At 61.8% G+C, this 18063-nt stretch carries 19 protein-coding genes; 12 read left to right on the top strand and 7 right to left on the bottom strand.

The window, feature by feature from the left end:
* Nucleotides 1-8: 8 nt before the first annotated feature.
* The 9 genes from B472_RS05920 (at nucleotide 9) to B472_RS05880 (ending at nucleotide 10108) form a co-directional block, all read left to right on the top strand.
* Nucleotides 9-1025 carry a nitronate monooxygenase family protein gene (locus tag B472_RS05920; protein WP_019426095.1) on the top strand — a complete coding sequence of 339 codons (1017 nt, stop codon included), beginning with the start codon at nucleotides 9-11 and terminating at the stop codon, nucleotides 1023-1025.
* Between the two features lie 19 nt (nucleotides 1026-1044).
* Nucleotides 1045-2028 (top strand): tripartite tricarboxylate transporter substrate binding protein, encoded by a 984-nt coding sequence (locus B472_RS05915; RefSeq protein ID WP_026039378.1) that lies wholly within the window; start codon nucleotides 1045-1047, stop codon nucleotides 2026-2028.
* A 3-nt stretch (nucleotides 2029-2031) separates the two neighbouring features.
* Complete coding sequence (locus B472_RS05910; RefSeq protein WP_019426093.1) at nucleotides 2032-3570, top strand: class I adenylate-forming enzyme family protein; 1539 nt, start codon at nucleotides 2032-2034, stop codon at nucleotides 3568-3570.
* Between the two features lie 79 nt (nucleotides 3571-3649).
* Nucleotides 3650-4531, top strand: a complete 882-nt coding sequence (locus B472_RS05905; RefSeq protein WP_019426092.1) for a MaoC family dehydratase N-terminal domain-containing protein — start codon at nucleotides 3650-3652, stop codon at nucleotides 4529-4531.
* Nucleotides 4532-4553: 22 nt separating this feature from the next.
* Entirely contained in the window at nucleotides 4554-5714 is a 1161-nt protein-coding gene (locus tag B472_RS05900; RefSeq protein WP_019426091.1) for an acyl-CoA dehydrogenase family protein, read from the top strand.
* 15 nt (nucleotides 5715-5729) lie between these two features.
* Nucleotides 5730-6911: a CaiB/BaiF CoA-transferase family protein gene (locus B472_RS05895; RefSeq protein ID WP_019426090.1), complete on the top strand. Its 1182-nt coding sequence runs from the start codon at nucleotides 5730-5732 to the stop codon at nucleotides 6909-6911.
* Between the two features lie 35 nt (nucleotides 6912-6946).
* Nucleotides 6947-8311 carry an MmgE/PrpD family protein gene (locus B472_RS05890; RefSeq protein ID WP_019426089.1) on the top strand — a complete coding sequence of 455 codons (1365 nt, stop codon included), beginning with the start codon at nucleotides 6947-6949 and terminating at the stop codon, nucleotides 8309-8311.
* On the top strand, nucleotides 8308-9156 hold the full coding sequence (locus tag B472_RS05885; RefSeq protein ID WP_019426088.1) for a CoA ester lyase: 849 nt from the start codon (nucleotides 8308-8310) through the stop codon (nucleotides 9154-9156). The genes B472_RS05890 and B472_RS05885 overlap by 4 nt, the downstream gene beginning before the upstream one ends.
* Nucleotides 9157-9193: 37 nt before the next feature.
* Entirely contained in the window at nucleotides 9194-10108 is a 915-nt protein-coding gene (locus tag B472_RS05880; RefSeq protein ID WP_019426087.1) for a LysR substrate-binding domain-containing protein, read from the top strand.
* A 91-nt stretch (nucleotides 10109-10199) separates the two neighbouring features.
* On the opposite strand, the gene B472_RS05875 is transcribed toward B472_RS05880, so the two are convergent.
* The 3 genes from B472_RS05875 to B472_RS05865 all read right to left on the bottom strand — a co-directional run bounded on the left by B472_RS05875 (nucleotide 10200) and on the right by B472_RS05865 (nucleotide 11057).
* Complete coding sequence (locus B472_RS05875) at nucleotides 10200-10490, bottom strand: BrnA antitoxin family protein (protein ID WP_019426086.1); 291 nt, start codon at nucleotides 10488-10490, stop codon at nucleotides 10200-10202.
* Nucleotides 10477-10794: a hypothetical protein gene (locus tag B472_RS05870; protein WP_019426085.1), complete on the bottom strand. Its 318-nt coding sequence runs from the start codon at nucleotides 10792-10794 to the stop codon at nucleotides 10477-10479. Before B472_RS05870 ends, B472_RS05875 begins: the two co-directional genes overlap by 14 nt.
* A gap of 74 nt (nucleotides 10795-10868) precedes the next feature.
* Entirely contained in the window at nucleotides 10869-11057 is a 189-nt protein-coding gene (locus B472_RS05865; RefSeq protein WP_019426084.1) for a hypothetical protein, read from the bottom strand.
* Nucleotides 11058-11093: 36 nt separating this feature from the next.
* Between B472_RS05865 and B472_RS05860 the strand changes: the two genes are divergently transcribed.
* Nucleotides 11094-12389, top strand: coding sequence for a D-alanyl-D-alanine carboxypeptidase family protein (locus B472_RS05860; protein WP_019426083.1), 1296 nt, complete (start codon nucleotides 11094-11096; stop codon nucleotides 12387-12389).
* A 96-nt stretch (nucleotides 12390-12485) separates the two neighbouring features.
* Here B472_RS05860 and B472_RS05855 read toward each other — a convergent pair whose 3' ends face one another.
* The 4 genes from B472_RS05855 to B472_RS05840 form a co-directional block, all read right to left on the bottom strand.
* Nucleotides 12486-13814, bottom strand: a complete 1329-nt coding sequence (locus B472_RS05855; protein WP_026039377.1) for a TRAP transporter large permease — start codon at nucleotides 13812-13814, stop codon at nucleotides 12486-12488.
* On the bottom strand, nucleotides 13811-14377 hold the full coding sequence (locus B472_RS05850) for a TRAP transporter small permease subunit (protein WP_019426081.1): 567 nt from the start codon (nucleotides 14375-14377) through the stop codon (nucleotides 13811-13813). The genes B472_RS05855 and B472_RS05850 overlap by 4 nt, the downstream gene beginning before the upstream one ends.
* Nucleotides 14378-14467: 90 nt before the next feature.
* Nucleotides 14468-15538, bottom strand: a complete 1071-nt coding sequence (locus B472_RS05845) for a C4-dicarboxylate TRAP transporter substrate-binding protein (RefSeq protein ID WP_019426080.1) — start codon at nucleotides 15536-15538, stop codon at nucleotides 14468-14470.
* An 85-nt stretch (nucleotides 15539-15623) separates the two neighbouring features.
* Nucleotides 15624-16376 (bottom strand): TetR/AcrR family transcriptional regulator, encoded by a 753-nt coding sequence (locus B472_RS05840; protein WP_081504928.1) that lies wholly within the window; start codon nucleotides 16374-16376, stop codon nucleotides 15624-15626.
* Between the two features lie 86 nt (nucleotides 16377-16462).
* On the opposite strand from B472_RS05840, the gene B472_RS05835 reads away from it, so the two are divergent.
* Both B472_RS05835 and B472_RS05830 read left to right on the top strand, forming a co-directional pair.
* Nucleotides 16463-17131, top strand: a complete 669-nt coding sequence (locus B472_RS05835; protein ID WP_026039376.1) for a carbon monoxide dehydrogenase subunit G — start codon at nucleotides 16463-16465, stop codon at nucleotides 17129-17131.
* 51 nt (nucleotides 17132-17182) lie between these two features.
* Nucleotides 17183-18058 carry a xanthine dehydrogenase family protein subunit M gene (locus B472_RS05830; RefSeq protein WP_019426077.1) on the top strand — a complete coding sequence of 292 codons (876 nt, stop codon included), beginning with the start codon at nucleotides 17183-17185 and terminating at the stop codon, nucleotides 18056-18058.
* The last annotated feature ends 5 nt before the right edge of the window (nucleotides 18059-18063 follow it).

Here is an 18063-nt window from a genome sequence, read left to right as displayed (position 1 = left end):
GCAAGACCATGAAAACCCGCGTCACCGAATCACTGGGCATTCGCTACCCCATCATTCAGGGGGGTATGCAATGGGTGGGCAAGGCCGAGCTGGTCTCGGCCGTGTCCAACGCGGGCGGCTTGGGCGTGCTCACGGCCCTCACCCAGCCCACACCTCAGGCGCTGGCGCAAGAGATTGCCCGCACCCGCACGCTCACCGACCAGCCGTTTGGGGTGAACCTCACCATCTTGCCCTCGATCAACCCGCCGCCTTATGCCGAGTACCTGCAGGCCATCATCGACAGCGGCATCAAAATCGTGGAGACCGCAGGCAACAGCCCCAAGGACTTCATTGGGCGCATGAAGGACGCGGGCATCACCATCGTGCACAAGTGCACCTCGGTGCGCCACGCCCTGTCGGCCGAGCGCAATGGGGTGGACATGATCAGCATCGACGGCTTTGAATGCGCAGGCCACCCTGGCGAAGACGATGTGCCGGGCCTGGTGCTGATTCCGCTGGCGGTGCAGGCGCTCAAGGTGCCCGTGATCGCCTCGGGCGGCATTGCTGACGGGCGCGGCATGGCCGCCGCCATGGCGCTCGGGGCTGAGGGCGTGAACATGGGCACGCGCTTTCTGGTCACCCAAGAAGCGCCGGTGCACGACAACATCAAGCAGGCCCTGGTGGGTGCCACCGAGCGCGACACAAAACTGATGTTCCGCACGATGCGCAACACCACCCGCGCATGGAGCAACGCTGTTTCGCAAGAAGTGGTGGCGACTGAAAACCGCGAAGGCGGTTGCACTTTTGAAGACATCCGCCACCTGGTCGCAGGCCAGCGCGGCAACCAGGCCCTGCAATCGGGCGACGTGAACGGCGGCGTGGTGGCGGCGGGCCAGGTGATTGGCCTGATCGACGATGTGCCCACTTGTGCCGACTTGATTGAGCGCATGGTGGCCGACTGCCGCGCTGCTCTTGCGCGCGCGCAGGCCTGGTCGCATCCCCTTGAGCGCGGCCCCAACCGATCACCCCCAAGCCAGCAACCATGAAAAACCCAGGAGACAAACCATGACAAAAACCTCATCCACCCAGCGCCGCTTACTGATGGCCCTTTTGGGGGCGGTGTGCACCACATCCGCCCTGCCTGTGTGGGCCCAATCCACAGGCAACAACACGGTCAAGCTCATCGTGGGTTACGCCCCAGGCGGGCCCGTGGATTCATCGGCGCGCGTGTTTGCCCCGGTGCTCAGCCGCGAACTGGGCCAGCCCGTGATTGTGGAAAACCGGCCCGGCGCCGGCGGTGCGGTGGCAGGCAACACCGTGGTCAAGTCTGCGGCCAATAGCCTGGAAATTTTCTATGCCGCCAGCCCCACCATGACCATCAGCCCCCATGTGCTCAAAGCCATGGCCTTTGACCCGCTCAAGGACATGACCCCGCTGGCGACCATCCTCAGTTATGCCAACGTGCTGGTCATCAACCAAAATCAACCGTTCAAAACTTTGCCCGAGTTGGTCGCCTTTGGCAGAGCCAATCCCGGCAAACTGGCCTATGGTTCGGCGGGCATGGGCGCATCCAACCACCTGAGCGGCGAGTTGTTTGCGCGCCGTGCGGGCATCACCATGACGCATGTGCCCTACAAGGGCAACGCCCCGGCCATGACCGACGTGATGGGCGGGCAGATCCAGATGATGTTTGACATCGTGGGCGGGGCCAAGGCCCACATCGACAGCGGCAAGGTCCGTCCTTTGGCCGTGACCTCCAAAGAGCGCAACCCAGCCCTGCCGCAACTGCCCAGCATGACCGAGTTGGGCATCCGCGATTACGACGTGGGTGGCTGGTACGGTCTGTATGGCCCGCTGGGCATGAACGCAGAGTTCAGCCAGAAGATCACGTCCGCCACTGCGCGCGCTCTGCAAGACCCCGAGCTGAACAAGCGCTGGGTCGATCAAGGGTACGTGATTTGGAATGCCAAGCCCGCCGACCTCGCCGACCGCATGCGCCGCGAACACGCTTTGTGGGCGGAGGTCACCAAAGGCATGACCTTCGAATAAAACATGGCTTTGCAATTGAACTCACCGCACACGCGCATTCATCAGCTGTTTGATGAACGCGTTGCACAGGCCCCTGAGCACCTCTTTTTGTATTTGACGCCAGGGGTGATGACGCTGGGCCAGTTGGCCCAGCAGGTGGACTTGCTCGAGGCCGAGCTGCGCCAAGCGGGTGTGCGTGTGGGCGACCGTGTGCTGGTGGCCGCCGAAAACTGTCCCGAGCATGTGGCCCTGGTGCTGGCCTGCAGCCGTGTGGGGGCCTGGGCCTGCGGGGTCAATGCCCGCGTGACGGCGTCTGAGCTGGCGGGTTTTGCCGTCAAGGCCGATGCGCGTGTGCTGTATTTCACGGTGGGTGTGTCTGAGGCGGCGCGCCAGCATGCGCAGCAACACGACACCCAAGAGAGCGTGCTGCCTGGCTTGCGGCGCGCAGCCGTCATGCTGCAGGCCACGGCTCAAACAGGCGATTTGGCTGAACAGGTGGCCGCGATCATTTTCACCTCGGGCACCACGGGCCAGCCCAAGGGGGTGATGCTCACGCACGCGGGGCTGTTGCAGTTTGCGCGCGTCTCGGCGCAGTCGCGCCAACTGGGACCGGCGGACCGGTCGTACGCCTATTTGCCCATGACGCACATTTTTGGTCTGGGCACGGTGCTCATGGCCTCGCTGCACGCGGGCTCGGGCCTGCTCATGCGCAGCCAGTTTGACCCGGCCGATGTTTTTGACGCGCTGGCCCATCAAGGCCTGACGCAGCTGCAAGGCCCGCCGGCCATGTTCACCCGTTTGCTGACCTGGCTTGACGACCAGGGCATTGCACACCCGGCCGCACCTGACCTGCGCTACGTCTACACCGGCGCAGCGCCGCTGGACCTGAGCGTCAAGCAGGCGATCGAAACGCGCTTTGACAAACCCTTGCACCACGGCTATGGCCTCTCGGAATACGCGGGCGCTTTGACGCTCTGTCGCCTGAACGAACGGCGTTCGGACACCAGCGCGGGTTACTTGGTCGAGGGGGCCGAGCTGCGCATCATCGGCGCCGATGGCCAAGACCTGCCGGTTGGCGAGACCGGCGAGATTTGGATGCGCGGCGTGGGCTTGATGCCCGGTTATTTCCGCGACCCCGAGATCACCGCGCAGGTCATCAAGTCCGGCGGCTGGTACGCCAGCGGCGACCTCGGCCGACAAGACGCCGATGGCGCCTTGCAGGTGGTGGGGCGTCTGAAGGAAATGATCATCCGCTCGGGATTCAATGTGTACCCCGGCGAGGTCGAGGCCGTGTTGTTGACCTCGCCCGGCGTGCAAAAAGTGGCGGTGGTCGGCCGCAAGACGGCCGATGGGAACGAAGACATCCTGGCCTTCATCGAAGCCAAGCTCGGCGTGCAGCTGGACCTGCAGGCCCTGAAGGCCCATGCCCATGAACATTTGTCGCCTTACAAGCGGCCCACCACCATGGCATTGGTGCCAGACATGCCCATGACACTCAGCGGCAAAGTGCTCAAGCGCGAGCTGCTGGAACAATGGGCCGCTGCTCAAGTGCACAAGGCATGACCCCGCTTTTTAACTTACAAGGGCGGGCTTTCACAAAGACAGACGGCCTCCCGGCTCCAACTGCGCGAAGATCGACCCCATGACAACCCTCTCTCATTTAGACGCAACCCAAGTCGCGCACCTGCGCAGCTGGGAAGGCCGCAGTGAAGTCTTGACCGACGAGATCGTGGCCGCCCCGCTGCGTGGCCAAAGCGCCCTGCTTGACCGCGACGACGCGCGCCAAGCCGCGGGCAGCGACGTGCCGCCGCTGTGGCATTGGCTGTACTTTTTGCCGCAGGCCCCGCAAAGCCAAATCGGGCCGGATGGCCACCCCTTGCGCGGAGGTTTTTTGCCGCCCGTGCCCTTGCCGCGCCGCATGTGGGCCGGGGGCCGCCTGCAGTGGCAAACCGATAACCCGCTGCGTGTGGGCGATGCCGCGCAAAAGCAGTCACGCATCGCCTCGGTCAAACACAAATCGGGCCGCAGCGGCGACTTGCTGTTTGTTGAGGTCGAACACGCTTTCAGCAATGCCCAGGGCCTGTGCCTGACCGAAACCCACGACATCGTGTACCGCGCAGCCGCTGTGCCTGGCGCGCCCGAAGTGCCGCCCACCGCCGCCGAGACCGGCGCGCCTTGGCAGCGCGAGTTCGTGCCCGACCCGGTCTCGCTGTTCCGGTTTTCGGCGCTCACCTTCAACGGCCACCGCATCCACTACGACCGCAGCTATGTCACGCAAGAAGAAGGCTACCCCGGCCTGATCGTGCACGGCCCGCTGATCGCCACCTTGTTGGTGGACCTGTTGCGCCGCCAAGTGCCTGGCGCCTGCTTGGCCTCGTTCCAGTTTCGCGCGGTGCGCCCCACTTTTGACCTGCACCCCTTCCGACTGAATGGCCAGCCTTCTGCCGACGGCAAGACGGTTGCGCTGTGGGCCTGCGACCACGAAGGCTGGCTCACCATGCAAGCGCAAGCCACGCTGGCCTGACTTTTTTACCGATATCCAAACCATGCACACCTCACCCGACCCATACCAAGACATCCGCGACGCTGTGCGCGCCCTGTGCGCGCAGTTCCCTGACGAGTACCACCGCAAGGTGGACGAAAAACGCGGCTATCCCGAAGAATTTGTGGACGCCTTGACCAAAGCCGGCTGGATGGCCGCGCTGATTCCACAGGAATACGGCGGCTCGGGTCTGTCCATGGCCGAAGCCTCGGTGATCATGGAAGAGATCAACCGCTCGGGCGGCAACTCGGGCGCCTGCCACGGCCAGATGTACGTGATGAATTCCATCGTGCGCAGCGGCTCTGACGCGCAGAAAAACACGCTTTTGCCCAAGATCGCCACCGGCGAATTGCGCATCCAGTCCATGGGTGTGACCGAGCCCACCACCGGATCGGACACCACCAAGCTCAAAACCACCGCCGTCAAGAAAGATGGCCGCTGGGTCATCAACGGCCAGAAGGTCTGGATCTCGCGCATCCAGCACAGCGACCTGATGATCTTGCTGGCCCGCACCACGCCCGCCGACCAGGTCACCAAGCGCTCCGAAGGCTTGTCATGCTTTCTGATCGATTTGAAGCAGGCCATCGGCAATGGCTTGACGGTGCGCCCGATCTTGAACATGGTCAACCACGAGACCAACGAGCTGTTCTTTGACAACCTGGAGATTCCCGAAGACGCGCTTTTGGGCGAAGAGGGCAAGGGCTTCAAGACCTTGCTCGACGGCCTGAACGCCGAGCGCGTGCTGATCGCGGCCGAGTGCATTGGCGACGGTTACTGGTTCATCGACCGCGCCACAAAGTACGCCAAAGACCGTGTGGTGTTTGGCCGCCCCATTGGCCAAAACCAGGGCGTGCAGTTCCCGATTGCCGATGCCTTCATCGAACTCGAAGCGGCCAACCTCATGCGCTGGAAAGCCTGCGAAAAAATTGACGCCATGCAAAACGCCGGGGCCGAAGCCAACATGGCCAAGTACCTGGCGGCCAAGGCCAGCTGGGAAGCGGCCAATGTCTGCCTGCAAACCCATGGCGGCTTTGGCTTTGCCTGCGAGTACGACATCGAGCGCAAGTTCCGCGAAACCCGCCTGTACCAAGTGGCCCCGGTCTCGACCAACATGATTTTCAGTTATGTGGCCGAGCACATCCTCGGGCTGCCCCGTTCGTTCTGAGTCAGGGTGAAAACGATGACAAGACCTCTGGACGGCATCACCGTTGTCTCTCTCGAACACGCCATCGCCGCGCCCTTTTGCACGCGGCAACTGGCCGACTTGGGCGCACGCGTCATCAAGATCGAACGCCCCGGTGCGGGCGACTTTGCGCGGGCCTACGACACGCGGGTGCGCGGCCAGTCCTCGCATTTTGTGTGGACCAACCGCTCCAAAGAAAGCCTGACGCTGGACCTCAAAAACCCAGAGGCCATGGCGGTGCTGAGCAGCTTGCTGCAAAGCGCCGATGTGCTGGTGCAAAACCTGGCCCCCGGTGCGGCTGCTCGCATGGGTTTGTCGTTCGAAGCGCTCAGCCCTGCGCACCCCAAACTGATCGTTTGCGACATTTCGGGCTATGGCGAAGACGGCCCTTACCGCGACAAAAAAGCCTATGACCTGTTGATTCAGAGCGAGGCGGGCATGCTGTCCATCACCGGCACGCCCGAAGACCCATCCAAAACCGGCAACTCGATTGCCGACATCGCGGCCGGCATGTACGCCTACAGCAACATCCTGTCGGCCCTGTTGTTGCGCGGCAAAACTGGCCAGGGCAGCCACATCGATGTGTCCATGCTCGAAGCCTTGGCCGAGTGGATGGGCTACCCGCTGTACTACGCCTACGACGGTGCCACGCCGCCACCACGCAGCGCGGCTTCGCACGCGAGCATCTACCCCTATGGCCCGTTTGCGGCAGGCGACGGTGGCACCGTGATGCTGGGCCTGCAAAACGAGCGCGAGTGGAAAGTATTTTGCGAGGTGGTGCTGGGCGATGCTGCTTTGGCCAACGATCCGCGCTTTTGCACCAATGCCTTGCGCAGCGACAACCGTGCGCAGCTCAAGCAACTCATCGTGGGCATGTTCGCCCGCATGACCACGCCAGAGGTCGAGGCACGGCTGGACCAGGCGCAAATTGCCAACGCCCGCATGAACGACATGGCTGGGCTTTGGGCCCACCCGCAGCTCAAGTCGCGTGAACGCTGGCAAGACGTGGGCTCGCCAGCGGGCAACATTTCGGCGTTGTTGCCCCCCGGGCGCAACAACCGCTACGACTACCGCATGGACCCCGTGCCCGCCGTGGGCGAACACACCGAGGCCATCTTGCGTGAGCTGGGTCTGGACGATGCAGCCGTGCAAGCGCTGCGCACGAACAAAGCCATCTGACCCCGCCATCCCCAACAAAACACCCAGAGACCGCCATGACACACAGCACGTCATCCCACACCGCCCAACTCGCGGATTTTGCCGCCAACCTCCGGTTTGAGGACATTCCCGAGCCGGTGGTCCGCAAGATCGAAGACCTGTTGGTCGACTGGTTTGGCTCGGCTGTGGCCGGGCATGGCACCCGGCCTGTCGAGACCATCACCCGTTTTGCACAGGCCATGGGCGCTGCCGAAGGCCCCAGCGAAGTGATCATCAACCGCGCGCGCACCAGCCCCTATCTGGCGGCGATGGCCAATGCGGCCGCCTCGCATGTGGCCGAGCAAGACGACGTGCACAACGGCTCGGTGTTCCACCCGGCCACGGTGGTGTTTCCGCCCGCTGTGGCCGTGGCACAGGCCTTGGGCGCCAGTGGCCAACAGCTGTTGGCCGCATCGGTGGTGGGTTACGAAGTCGGCATCCGTGTGGGTGAATTTTTGGGGCGCTCGCATTACCGCGTGTTCCACACCACGGGCACCGCAGGCACCTTGGCCGCTGCTGCTGCTGTGGGCCATTTGCTGGGCTTGAACGCGCAGCAAATGCAGCACGCGTTCGGTTCGGCGGGCACGCAGTCGGCAGGTTTGTGGGAATTCTTGCGCACGGCTGCCGACAGCAAGCAGTTGCACACCGCGCACGCCGCGGCGGCGGGTTTGATGTCGGCTTATCTGGCCCAAGATGGGTTCACAGGCGCGGCTGATATTTTGGAAGGCCCACAAGGCATGGCTGCAGGCATGTCGAGCGACGCCGACCCGAGCCGCTTGGTGGACGGCCTGGGCACGCGCTGGGCCACGGCCGAGACCTCGTTCAAGTACCACGCCAGCTGCCGCCACACGCACCCAGCGGCCGATGCGCTGCTGCACGTGATGCAGACCCACGGCCTTCAGCGCGATGACCTCGCGAAGGTCGTCACCCACGTACACCAGGGTGCCATCGACGTCCTTGGCCCCGTGGTGCAGCCGGTCACGGTGCACCAGAGCAAGTTCTCGATGGGCACCGTGCTGGCGCTGGTGGCGCAACACGGCCACGCGGGCCTGACCGAATTCGACCGCGACTTTTTGAGCCCGCCGACACAGGCCCTGCGCGACAAAGTCAGCATGGTGCTCGACGCTGAAGTGGACGGCGCATACCCCAAGCGCTGGATCGGTAAAGTGACCGTGACCACCACCGATGGCCGCGTGCTGCACGGCCGCGTGGACGAGCCCAAGGGCGATCCGGGCAACACCCTTTCGCGTCAGGAAATCACCGACAAAGTCCTGCGCTTGGCCGCCTTCAGCGGTGGCGCCACACCCGAAGCCATGCGCCGCAGCGTGGACGCGCTTTGGCATGTGGCCAGTTGGCCCAAAGTGGGCGCCCTCTTGTCATGAGCCAGTCCGCCTTGTCATCGCCCCTGGCGTTGGCGCGCAGTTTTTTGTTTGTGCCGGGCCACCGCCCCGAGCGCTTTGCCAAGGCCTTGGCCAGCGGTGCCGATGCCGTCATCATCGACCTTGAAGACGCCGTACCGCTGGACGCCAAACTTGCAGCGCGCGCTGCCTTGATGGCGGCTTGGCCTGACTTTGAACTCGCCCAGTGCGCCCGCCTGCTGGTGCGTGTGAACCCGTTTGGCACGCCCTGGCATCAGGCCGACTTGTCCGCTGTGGCCAGCCTGAGCGGTTTGGGCGCGGTCATGTTGCCCAAGGCCGAAAGCCCTGAGCAAATCGCGCATGCGGTCCAGACCAGCGGCCTGCCTGTATTGCCCTTGATTGAGAGCGCCGAAGGCTTGGGCCAGATGGATTGCATGGCCCGCAGCCCGGGTGTCTTGCGCTTGGTTTTGGGCCACATCGACTTGCAAGCCGATCTGGGCTTGAGTTGCGGCCCCGACGAAGCCGAGTTGGCGCCGGTGCGCTTGGCACTGGTCGTGGCCTCGCGCCGCGCCGGCCTGCCCAGCCCGGTGGACGGTGTGACCACGGCCACCACCAACGCCGAGGTGTTGGCCCGAGACGCCCAGCGCAGCCGGCGCTTTGGCATGGGGGCCAAGCTGTGTATCCATCCTGCCCAAGTGGACGGCGTGCATCAGGCTTTGGCCCCGACCGAGGCTGAGTGCGACTGGGCCCGTCGCGTGTTGGCCGCCGAAGTGGCGGCAGGCGGCGGCGCGTTCAGTGTGGACGGCAAGATGGTCGACCCGCCGGTGCTGCTGCTGGCGCGCAAGCTGCTGCAACTGCACGAGCGCTGACCCCCGAGGGGGCCCACCCCGCTGGCACAATCCCACCATGTCTGTTCATTTCGATCTGGTGGATTTGCGCCTCATGGTGCGGGTGGCGGAGGCCAACAGCCTCACCAAAGGGGCTGAGGCCTCGCACATCTCGCTACCTGCGGCCAGCACGCGCATCAAAAACCTCGAAGAAAGCATCGGCGCCAAACTGCTCAACCGCCACAGCCAGGGCGTCACACTCACGCCGCCGGGCCAGGCCTTTGTGCACCGCGCGCGGTTGGTGCTGGGGCAGATCGAACACCTGCGCGGTGACTTGCAGGAATACGCCAGCGGCATCAAAGGCCACCTGCGCGTGTACGCCAACACCACGGCGCTGGGCGAGTTTTTGCCCGAGGTGCTCAAGCGCTACTTGGCCACGCACCCCGATGTGAACATTGACCTGCAAGAAAAGCTGTCGAACGAAATTGTGCGCGCCGTGATCGATGGCAAGACCGACATCGGCATCGTGGCCGGATCGGTGCGCACTGAAAACCTGCAGACCCTGCCTTACCGCTCAGACAGTCTGGTGCTTGTGGTGCCTGAGGGTCACCCTGTGGCCGACTTGCCCAGCTTGCAACTCACCGATGCGCTGGAGTTTGACCATGTGGGCCTGCACGAAGCCAGCGCCTTGCACGGGTTTTTGAACCGCGAATGTGAGCAACTCAACAAGCCACTCAAGGTGCGCATCCAGGTCAGCAGCTTCGAGTCGGCCTGCCGCATGATCGAAGCCGGTGTCGGCGTGGGCGTGCTGCCCGAATCGGCCGCCCGCCGCCACGCCCGCAGCATGGCCATCTGCCTGGTCCCCTTGTCCGACGCCTGGGCCTTGCGGTCCATGCAAATTTGCATGCGCAATCTGGACGAACTGCCCAACTTTGCGCGCGACTTGGTGGAGCTGCTGTCAGAGGATGCGCGGCAGGTGGTGGCTCAAGACTAAGCCTGTTTGCAGTGAGCGTGATGGTTGGCCTTGTCCTCTTGCATGCTGGGTATGCGCACAGTTGGGCGCTTAGAAATTGTCGACACAGATTTCAACCCGGCGCGTGTTGCGCCAGCACAAGGGCGGCCCTTGATTGCCAGCCTTTGCCAGATGCCCGCCAGCGCGCCAGGGCTGCCTCATCCAGTCTCAGCGTGGTGGGTACTTTCACGGTGGCCTGCTTGCTGCCTGTGGGCCGACCCCGTTTGGCTTTGATGGTTTGAAGTTCCTCAGGCGTATACGTGCGTGCGGCTTGGCCTTGTTTGGCCTGCATCAGGCTCAAACGCACACTTTCTGCAAATGCTGCGGTTTCGGCGTCCATTTCAACCGGTTTAGGCTTGCTCATCGTAGGCTTCCTTCCATGTATTCAAAACTTGAGCGGGTATGTTGTCGAACTTGGCTTTGACATAAACCGCGACCAGCACGATGTCACCTTTGGGCAGTCGTGTGTAGTAAATCACCCTCGCACCGCCGCGTTTGCCCATGCCTTGGCGAGACCAACGCAGCTTTCGCAGCCCTCCGGTTTGTGGGATCACATCTCCCGCTAACGGATGCTCACTGATGAAAACCGCGAAATCTTCGCGCTCTGATGGCGTCCAAATGGCTTCCACCATCGACTGAAAAATGGGTGTTTCGATCACGGTCAGCATATTTAATTGTACATTGAATTAAATCATTTCATGAGATGCCTATCAGCACCCGTGAAGCAAAGTTGTTTGCAACATCAACGTAAAAATCCCAAACTGAACACGTGTGGGCGCAGCTTGTCGGTCAGGGCTTGGTAGGCAGACTCAAAGGGCTTGAAGTTGACCGGGGCGGTGCTGCCCTTGATCAGCGCGGTCATTTCGGTGGATTTGACGAGCCTAGGCAGCGTGGCGACTTTGCGGGCAGCACCTCCAGCAGCTCCATCCATGGTCCAGCGACAATCAGCGCTCAACCTATTAACACCATGCACATCAAGACCTCCTCCCTCCTTTCCGTCCTCCTCGTCGTCGCTGCTGGCGTTCTGCTGCCCAGCGCATCCACATTTGCGGCCAAACAAGCCGCAGGCAAAAACACGGCGAGCAAGGCCCCTGCCGCCAAGAAGGCTGTTTCCGGCAAAAAAGCTGTTCCCAGCAAAAAAGCGACGCTCGCCGCCAACGCTTTACCCCCTTTGGCGGCCGAAGTCGCGTTGGCCGGCAACGCGCCCGCCCTGCCTGCCAAAGCTTGGTTGCTGATGGATTACGACTCTGGCCAAGTGCTGGCTGGGGCCAACGTCGACGAAGCCTTGCCGCCCGCTTCGCTCACCAAAATGATGACCAGCTACATCGTTGAGCAGGCCTTGCGCACCGGCAAACTCAAGCCCACTGACTTGGTCACCGTGAGCGAAAACGCTTGGTGCCGAGGCACCAGCGCCGAGTCGTGCATGTATTTGCCACTGAACAGCCAGGCCACCGTGATGGACATCTTGCGCGGCATCATCGTGCAGTCGGGCAACGACGCGTCCAAGGCGATTGCCGAGCACATGGCGGGCTCCGAAGCGGGCTTTGCCAAGTTGATGAACGCCGAAGCCCAACGCCTGGGCATGACCCAGACGAACTTCGTCAACCCCACCGGCTTGCCCGATCCGGCACACAAATCGTCTGCGAAAGATCTGGCCATCCTGGCGCGTGCCATCATCCGCGACGGCGCGGAGTTCTACCCCATCTACGCCGAGCGCGAGTTCAAGTACAACGGCATCAAGCAAGGCAACCGCAATGCCTTGCTTTACACCGACCCCAGCGTGGACGGCCTGAAAACCGGCCACACCTCAGAGGCCGGCTATTGTCTGGTGACATCCGCCAAGCGCAACGAGATGCGCCTGATCTCGGTCATCCTCAACACCCACAGCGCCCAAGCGCGTGCAGACCTGACGCGTGAGCTGCTCAATTGGGGCTACAGCCAGTTTGAAAAAGTCACGCCCATTCAGCCCAGTGCGGTGGTCGCCAACGCCAAGGTCAGCTTTGGCAAGACCGATGCGGTGGCCGCTGTGCTGGGCGCGCCGTGGATGCTGACCATGCCGCGCGGCCAATCCGTGCAGACCCAGTTCGAGCTCAAGCCGGGCCTGGAAGCACCCATCGCCAAAGGCGCCGTGATCGGCAAAGTGGTCGCCACAGCGAACGGCAAGCCGGTGGGTGAAACCCTGCTGGTGGCGCAGGCCGAAGTGGAACGCTCTGGCTGGTTGCTGCTGGCGTGGCAGAAAGTGACGCACTTGCTCGGCAAGTGAGCGTTGAGCTTCACCACCACCCGCCCATGCACCCGATCCGCCAGGTTTTCTCCGCCTGGCAATTTTGACCGGGTGATCGTCAAGCAGATGCCGTCTTTAAATCAGCGCCAGGGATAACACGGGGAAGGCGCAGACCAAAACCAGTACCGCCAACATCGCCCCGAGAAATGGCATGCAACCGGCAAAGATGCTTTCCACGGAGATCTTGGGGTCGTTCAAGGTCGATTTGACCGTGAACACCGAGATGCCGAAGGGCGGTGTCAGCAGGCCCATTTCGACAGCCAGCACGGTGATCACGCCGAAATGGATCAGGTCAAAACCAAAGCTGGCGGCAATGGGCGCTGCCACCGGCGTCATGATCAACAAGATGGAGCTGGAGTCCAATATCATCCCCAGCAGCAGCACGATCCCGATGTACAAGGTCAGAAAGCCATACGGTCCAAGACCCGCGTCACGCACCAGATCGCTGATGGCGACAGGGACACCCGCCACACTCAGCATGCGGCTGTAAAAACTGGCCGCCACCAGCAAGATGAGGATGGTGCACGACACGCTGCCGGTTTCGTGCAAAACCTGCCAGAGTTTGCCTTTTCCCAAAGATCGTCGCATCAAGGCAATGACCAGGGCGCCAAAGGCGCCCACACCACCCGCTTCGGTGGGTGTGAAAAAGCCACCGTACAGCCCCCCCAACACCAAGGCCACCAGCGCAGCAATGGGCACCAGCTTGCTGAACATTTGCAGCCCGGTCAGGGTCACTTCGATCTGACGTCCCCGCAGCAACTGAGATTGCTGTTGAGGATCAAAGACCCGACCTGGCGTGAACCGCGCCATCATCATGATCATCACGGCGAAAACGATGGCCAGCAAGAAGCCCGGAATGACGCCAGCCACAAACAATTTGCCAATGGACTGCTCGGCCAACACGCCGTAAATGATCATCAGCAAGCTGGGCGGGATCATCATCCCCAACACCGAGCTGCCAGCCACGGTGCCGGTGGCAAAGGTGGTGCGGTAACCGTGTTTGACCATTTCGGGCACGGCCACCCGGGTGAACACCGCAGCCGACGCGATGGAAACCCCGGTGACCGCTGCGAACACCGTGTTGGCGGCCACCGTGGCCACACCGAGGCCGCCTTGGAGCTTGCGAAGCAAGACTTCTGCGACCGTGAACGTGTCCTTGCCGACGTTGGAAATGCTCACCAGCAGCCCCATCAGCACAAACAACGGAATGGTCGCAAACACATAGTCGGCCACGCCGTTGTAGGCCGACATGTAAAACAATTTGATGGCCATGTCGAGGTTGTCTCGAACCAGCCAGACACCAGCAAAACCAACTGCCAGCAAAGCCACGCCAATGTGTATGCCAAGCAGCACCAGAATGACCAGCACACCAATGAGCAAACCGCCCATGCCTAAATCGCTCATACGCCACCTCCCAGTGGATCATCAGCTGGCCCTGTGGACCCTGGTTGTTTCAAGAGGCCAGGGATGCTCATCAAGTAGCACAGGGCGCCGACGGCAGAACCGGCCACGAGCAAGCCACGGAAGGGCCAGGCCGGGACGCTGTACACGCCCTGTACGCCATAGAACTCGTTGCTGGTCCAGGAGTTGCTAAATTCCGACCAACCAATCCAGGCCAAGGCCGCAAACAAGCCAGCACCCACCAGGGCATTGAAGACATTGAGCGCCACGACACCTTTGGCCGAGCGCTTGCCGATGAAGTTGAGCAAAAAGTCGCTGCGCGTCATCCGGTTGCTGCAAACGGCCGCAGCCAGTTGAAGGAAAACAATGGCGCCGACCGAGCGCGACGAGAACTCAGCCACCCCGGTGATGGGGCGATCTAAAAAATCACGACCAATCACATCGGCGACCACCAGCGCCATGATCAGGAAAATCCAGACCGTGCCAACAGATGCCAGGACATTGGCTGGAAATTCCAAGGGGTGCCGCTGTGCAGCAGGTGTTTCTGTTTGGGGGTCGGCATGCAAGATGGGCTCCTCGTGTGGATGAGCAAATGGGCTGCAGGGCCCTCCATTGGAGGGGGCCCTGCAGCCATCAACGCGGTCAAATGGTGGGGGTCAGCGGGCCGCTTTGTCCCAGTCACGCAGGGGCTTCACACCGCGAGCGCGCAATTCGTCAAAGTAGGCGCGAAGCACGGACTTGCCCGCATCGCCCGTGGTCTGCAACCAGGGGGTGACGATGTCGGGCAGGCCGTTGATCCACTTGGCACGCTCAGCGGCTGGAAGGTCGCTGACCTGAAGGCCGGCGGCGCGCATGGTTTCCATGGCTTTCACAGCAGAGGTGGTGACATGCTTGCCGTGGGCAACCGATGCGGACTTGCCCGCCTTGACGAAGGCTTCCTGAACTTCCTTGGGCAATTTGTCAAAGAAGCTTTTGTTGGCGGCAACGCTGCCGAAGTACATCGCGCCCACATCCACGCGTGTCAAATACTTGGCCACTTCGTAGACACGGGCTGGACCGATGCCGCTGGCAAAACTCAGGGCGCCTTGGGTCACACCCGTCTGAATGTTGGTGTAGTAAGTGGTCAAGGCGCCTTCAACGGGGGTGGCGCCGGTGTCGCGCATCCAGTTGGCCGAGGTGCCTGGTGCATGGATTTTCTTGTTTTGCAGCGCGGCCATGTTGGTCACGGGGAAGTTGGCGTAAATGTCGTAGGTGTCGGTGATGAGCGACGACAGAGGCACCATGTTCTGCGCAGTCCAGCTGGCCTTGAGTGCTGGGTGCGTGTCGTTGAGCTTGTCGAAAATGCTGATCAGCAACTCGTGGTTGGTGGTGGCGAACGGTGTGAAGTAGGTGACGTTCTGCAAAGGCATGGCAGAGTTTTCCCAGACGGTACCGACCATGCCCACGTCCACAATGCCGTCCTTGACGGCCGCGCGTGTTTCAGAAAACTTGTAAAGCGTTCCGCCGTAATTTTCGCGCCAGCGCACTTCAAACTTACCCCCGCCTTCTTTGAGCAGCCGGTCTACTTCGGGCTGGAACACCTCTTTCATGGCGTAGGCCCAGATGTTGGTGGTCGGATGGCTAGCACCGATGTTGACGTTGATGCGCTGTTGGGCGACTGCATTGCTGGCAGCAGTTGCGCAACCGAGCGCGATCAACCCGGAAAGGGCCAACTTGTTGAGTTTCATGCGTTCTCCTTTTGGTTGAATAGCGGCAGTCCATTGCCGCGCTGTGATTGCCGCAGCCGCAAGGCTGCAGCGGGGTGAAAAATGTTCATGGCTTCCGTTTTCTTGGACCGCCAGGGGTCTTTGACGCTGCCGAAATGGTGGGTTGACCGAACAAGGTCTGACTGGCGATCAGATAGCCCAGCACGCGGTCATGGACCAATGAATGGCTGAAACGTTCGGGGGCTTGATCGTTGGCCACACCTTGGCCGTAAATCCAGCGCCGCATTGCGATGTAAAAAAAGCCGCCGTGCAATCCCATCAGCAGCTCCAACTCGCGTTCGCTGGCTTTGGCGCGGCTGCTCACGCCGCGAAAGCGTCTGGTTTCGCGGATCAGGCGCGGGAACAGTCGCTGGCGAAGCAGTGAAAAGAACCGGTCGGTGATGTCGTGATCGGAAAGGCCCGAGAACACCAAGATGCGGGTGAACTCGCGGTTCAACGCTGAGTTGATGTAATCGTCGTAAAAGCCGGTGAGTTTTTCTTCGGGCGATTTCTCAGGGTCATCCAGCAAGGTTTCCCAATCGGGGTTCCAGCGCCCTTCGAAGACCTCCAGGTAAACCCGGTCGATCAAGGCTTGTTTGGTGGGAAAGTAATGGTAAAGAAGGGCATGTGTGACACCGATGCTGCGGCCCAAATCACGCAGCTGGGCGCCGAATCCGTTCTGCGCAAAAAAGCCAATGGCGCCGTCCAAAATTTGCCGTTCACGCTCGGCAACACACAGCCGCCGCCGCATTCGCGGAGGCTCGCACGCCAACCCAGCAGCGGGGTCAAGCGCCCGATCAGGGTTTGTCTGTATGGGCATGCTATTTACCGTATGGTCAATTTGGAATAGGATTATTGAACGCATGGTAAACAAAGCAACCCCGTGAAAACCCCAAAGATGACCCCATGGAATTGACAGGTGACGTTGTAATTAATGCGGCTCGGGCACGTGTTTGGATGGCACTGAATGATTCAGCGGTCCTGACGGCGTGCATTCCCGGCTGCGAGGCTGTGGAGCAGGTCGGGCCCCTTGAAAAGACCGCCCGCATGATGGTCAAGGTCGGGCCGGTTCGTGCCAAGTTCAGTGGTCGAATTGTGATGAGCGACGTGATCGAAGCTGAAAGTTGCGCCATGACTTTCGAAGGGTCTGGCGGCGCAGCCGGTATGGCCCGTGGTCGCTCGCAGGTCCAACTCAGCGATGAAGGCGAGAACACACGTTTGCACTACACGGTTCAGGCCTCGGTGGCGGGCAAGCTGGGTTTGGTGGGGGGGCGCATGATTGATGGCGCTGCCAAGCAGATGGCCGATCAGTTTTTCAATGCCTTCCAGTTGCACCTTGCGCCGGCCCAACCGGATGCCGACCAGCTGACGACAGCGCCTCACACGCCTGAAGCGGCCCCAGTGAGTCCAGTGGCCGCCCATGCCCGTAGCGCAGATTTGACAGTGACCGGTGCGACGGTTGCCCAGCCGCCCACCAGCAAATCACCAGACGACATGGAATGGTTGCGCGTGAAATGGTTTGCCTTGGGGGTATTGGCCACAGCCGTTGGCGTGTGGCTCGGCGCCCAGCTCTGAGGCAGGGCCTTGTTTGGCCAGTATCAAACACAAAAAATTGGAAGACCTACCGTGAAATCAGCTGCATTTGATTACGTCAAGCCCGCCGCGATGGCCGAGCTCTTCGAGTTGCTCCAAACCCACGGGGATGACGCCCGAATTTTGGCGGGCGGACAGACCCTGCTGGCCACGCTGAACATGCGTTTGTCTGAACCGCAACTGGTGATTGACATCACCGGACTGAATGAGCTGCGGGGCATTCGCCAGGAGGGCGATCGCCTCTACATTGGCGCGCTGACCACGCACACCGACATTGAAAACAGCCCCTTGGTCAGCCAGCATGCCCCGATGCTGGCGATGGCCGCCCCTCACATCGCCCATCGGGCGATTCGCAACGCAGGCACTTGGGGCGGATCGATTGCCTATGGGGACCCTGCGGCGGAATGGCCGTGTTGCCTTTGCGCCATGGATGGCCAGATTCACCTGCAAAGCCCCAGTGGACGTCGTCAGATTTCGGCCACCGATTTTTTCGTGGACTTGTACACGACCGCACTCGCGCCGGATGAAGTCGTTGTGGGGGCCGATGTGCCAATGGCTGGCCAGGCCGACTGGTTTGCTTTCGATGAATTGGCACGGCGCCATGGCGATTACGCGGTGGCAGGTTTGGCTGTGGCTGCCCGCTTCCAGGGCACGGTGGCCCAGCATGTGAATCTGGCTTTTCTGGGCATTGGTGCGATCCCTTGGCGTGCAAGCCGAACCGAAGCCTTGCTTGCGGGCAAGACGCTGGACGCTGCAACGGTGGAGATTGCGGTGGCCTCACTCAAGGCCGAGCTCGACCCCCTCCCAGACCTGACCCACAGCCCCGAAACCAAGCGGCATTTGGCCACCGTACTGGCGCGCCGTTTGCTATCGGCTGCACATGCCAGCCGCAGCGCGATTGCTGTCTGAACTAT

This window comes from Limnohabitans sp. Rim28 (assembly GCF_000293865.2).
GTDB lineage: Bacteria > Pseudomonadota > Gammaproteobacteria > Burkholderiales > Burkholderiaceae_C > Limnohabitans_A.
Note: the sequence above shows the minus strand (reverse complement) of the source record. Positions and strands in the feature narration are given on the sequence as shown.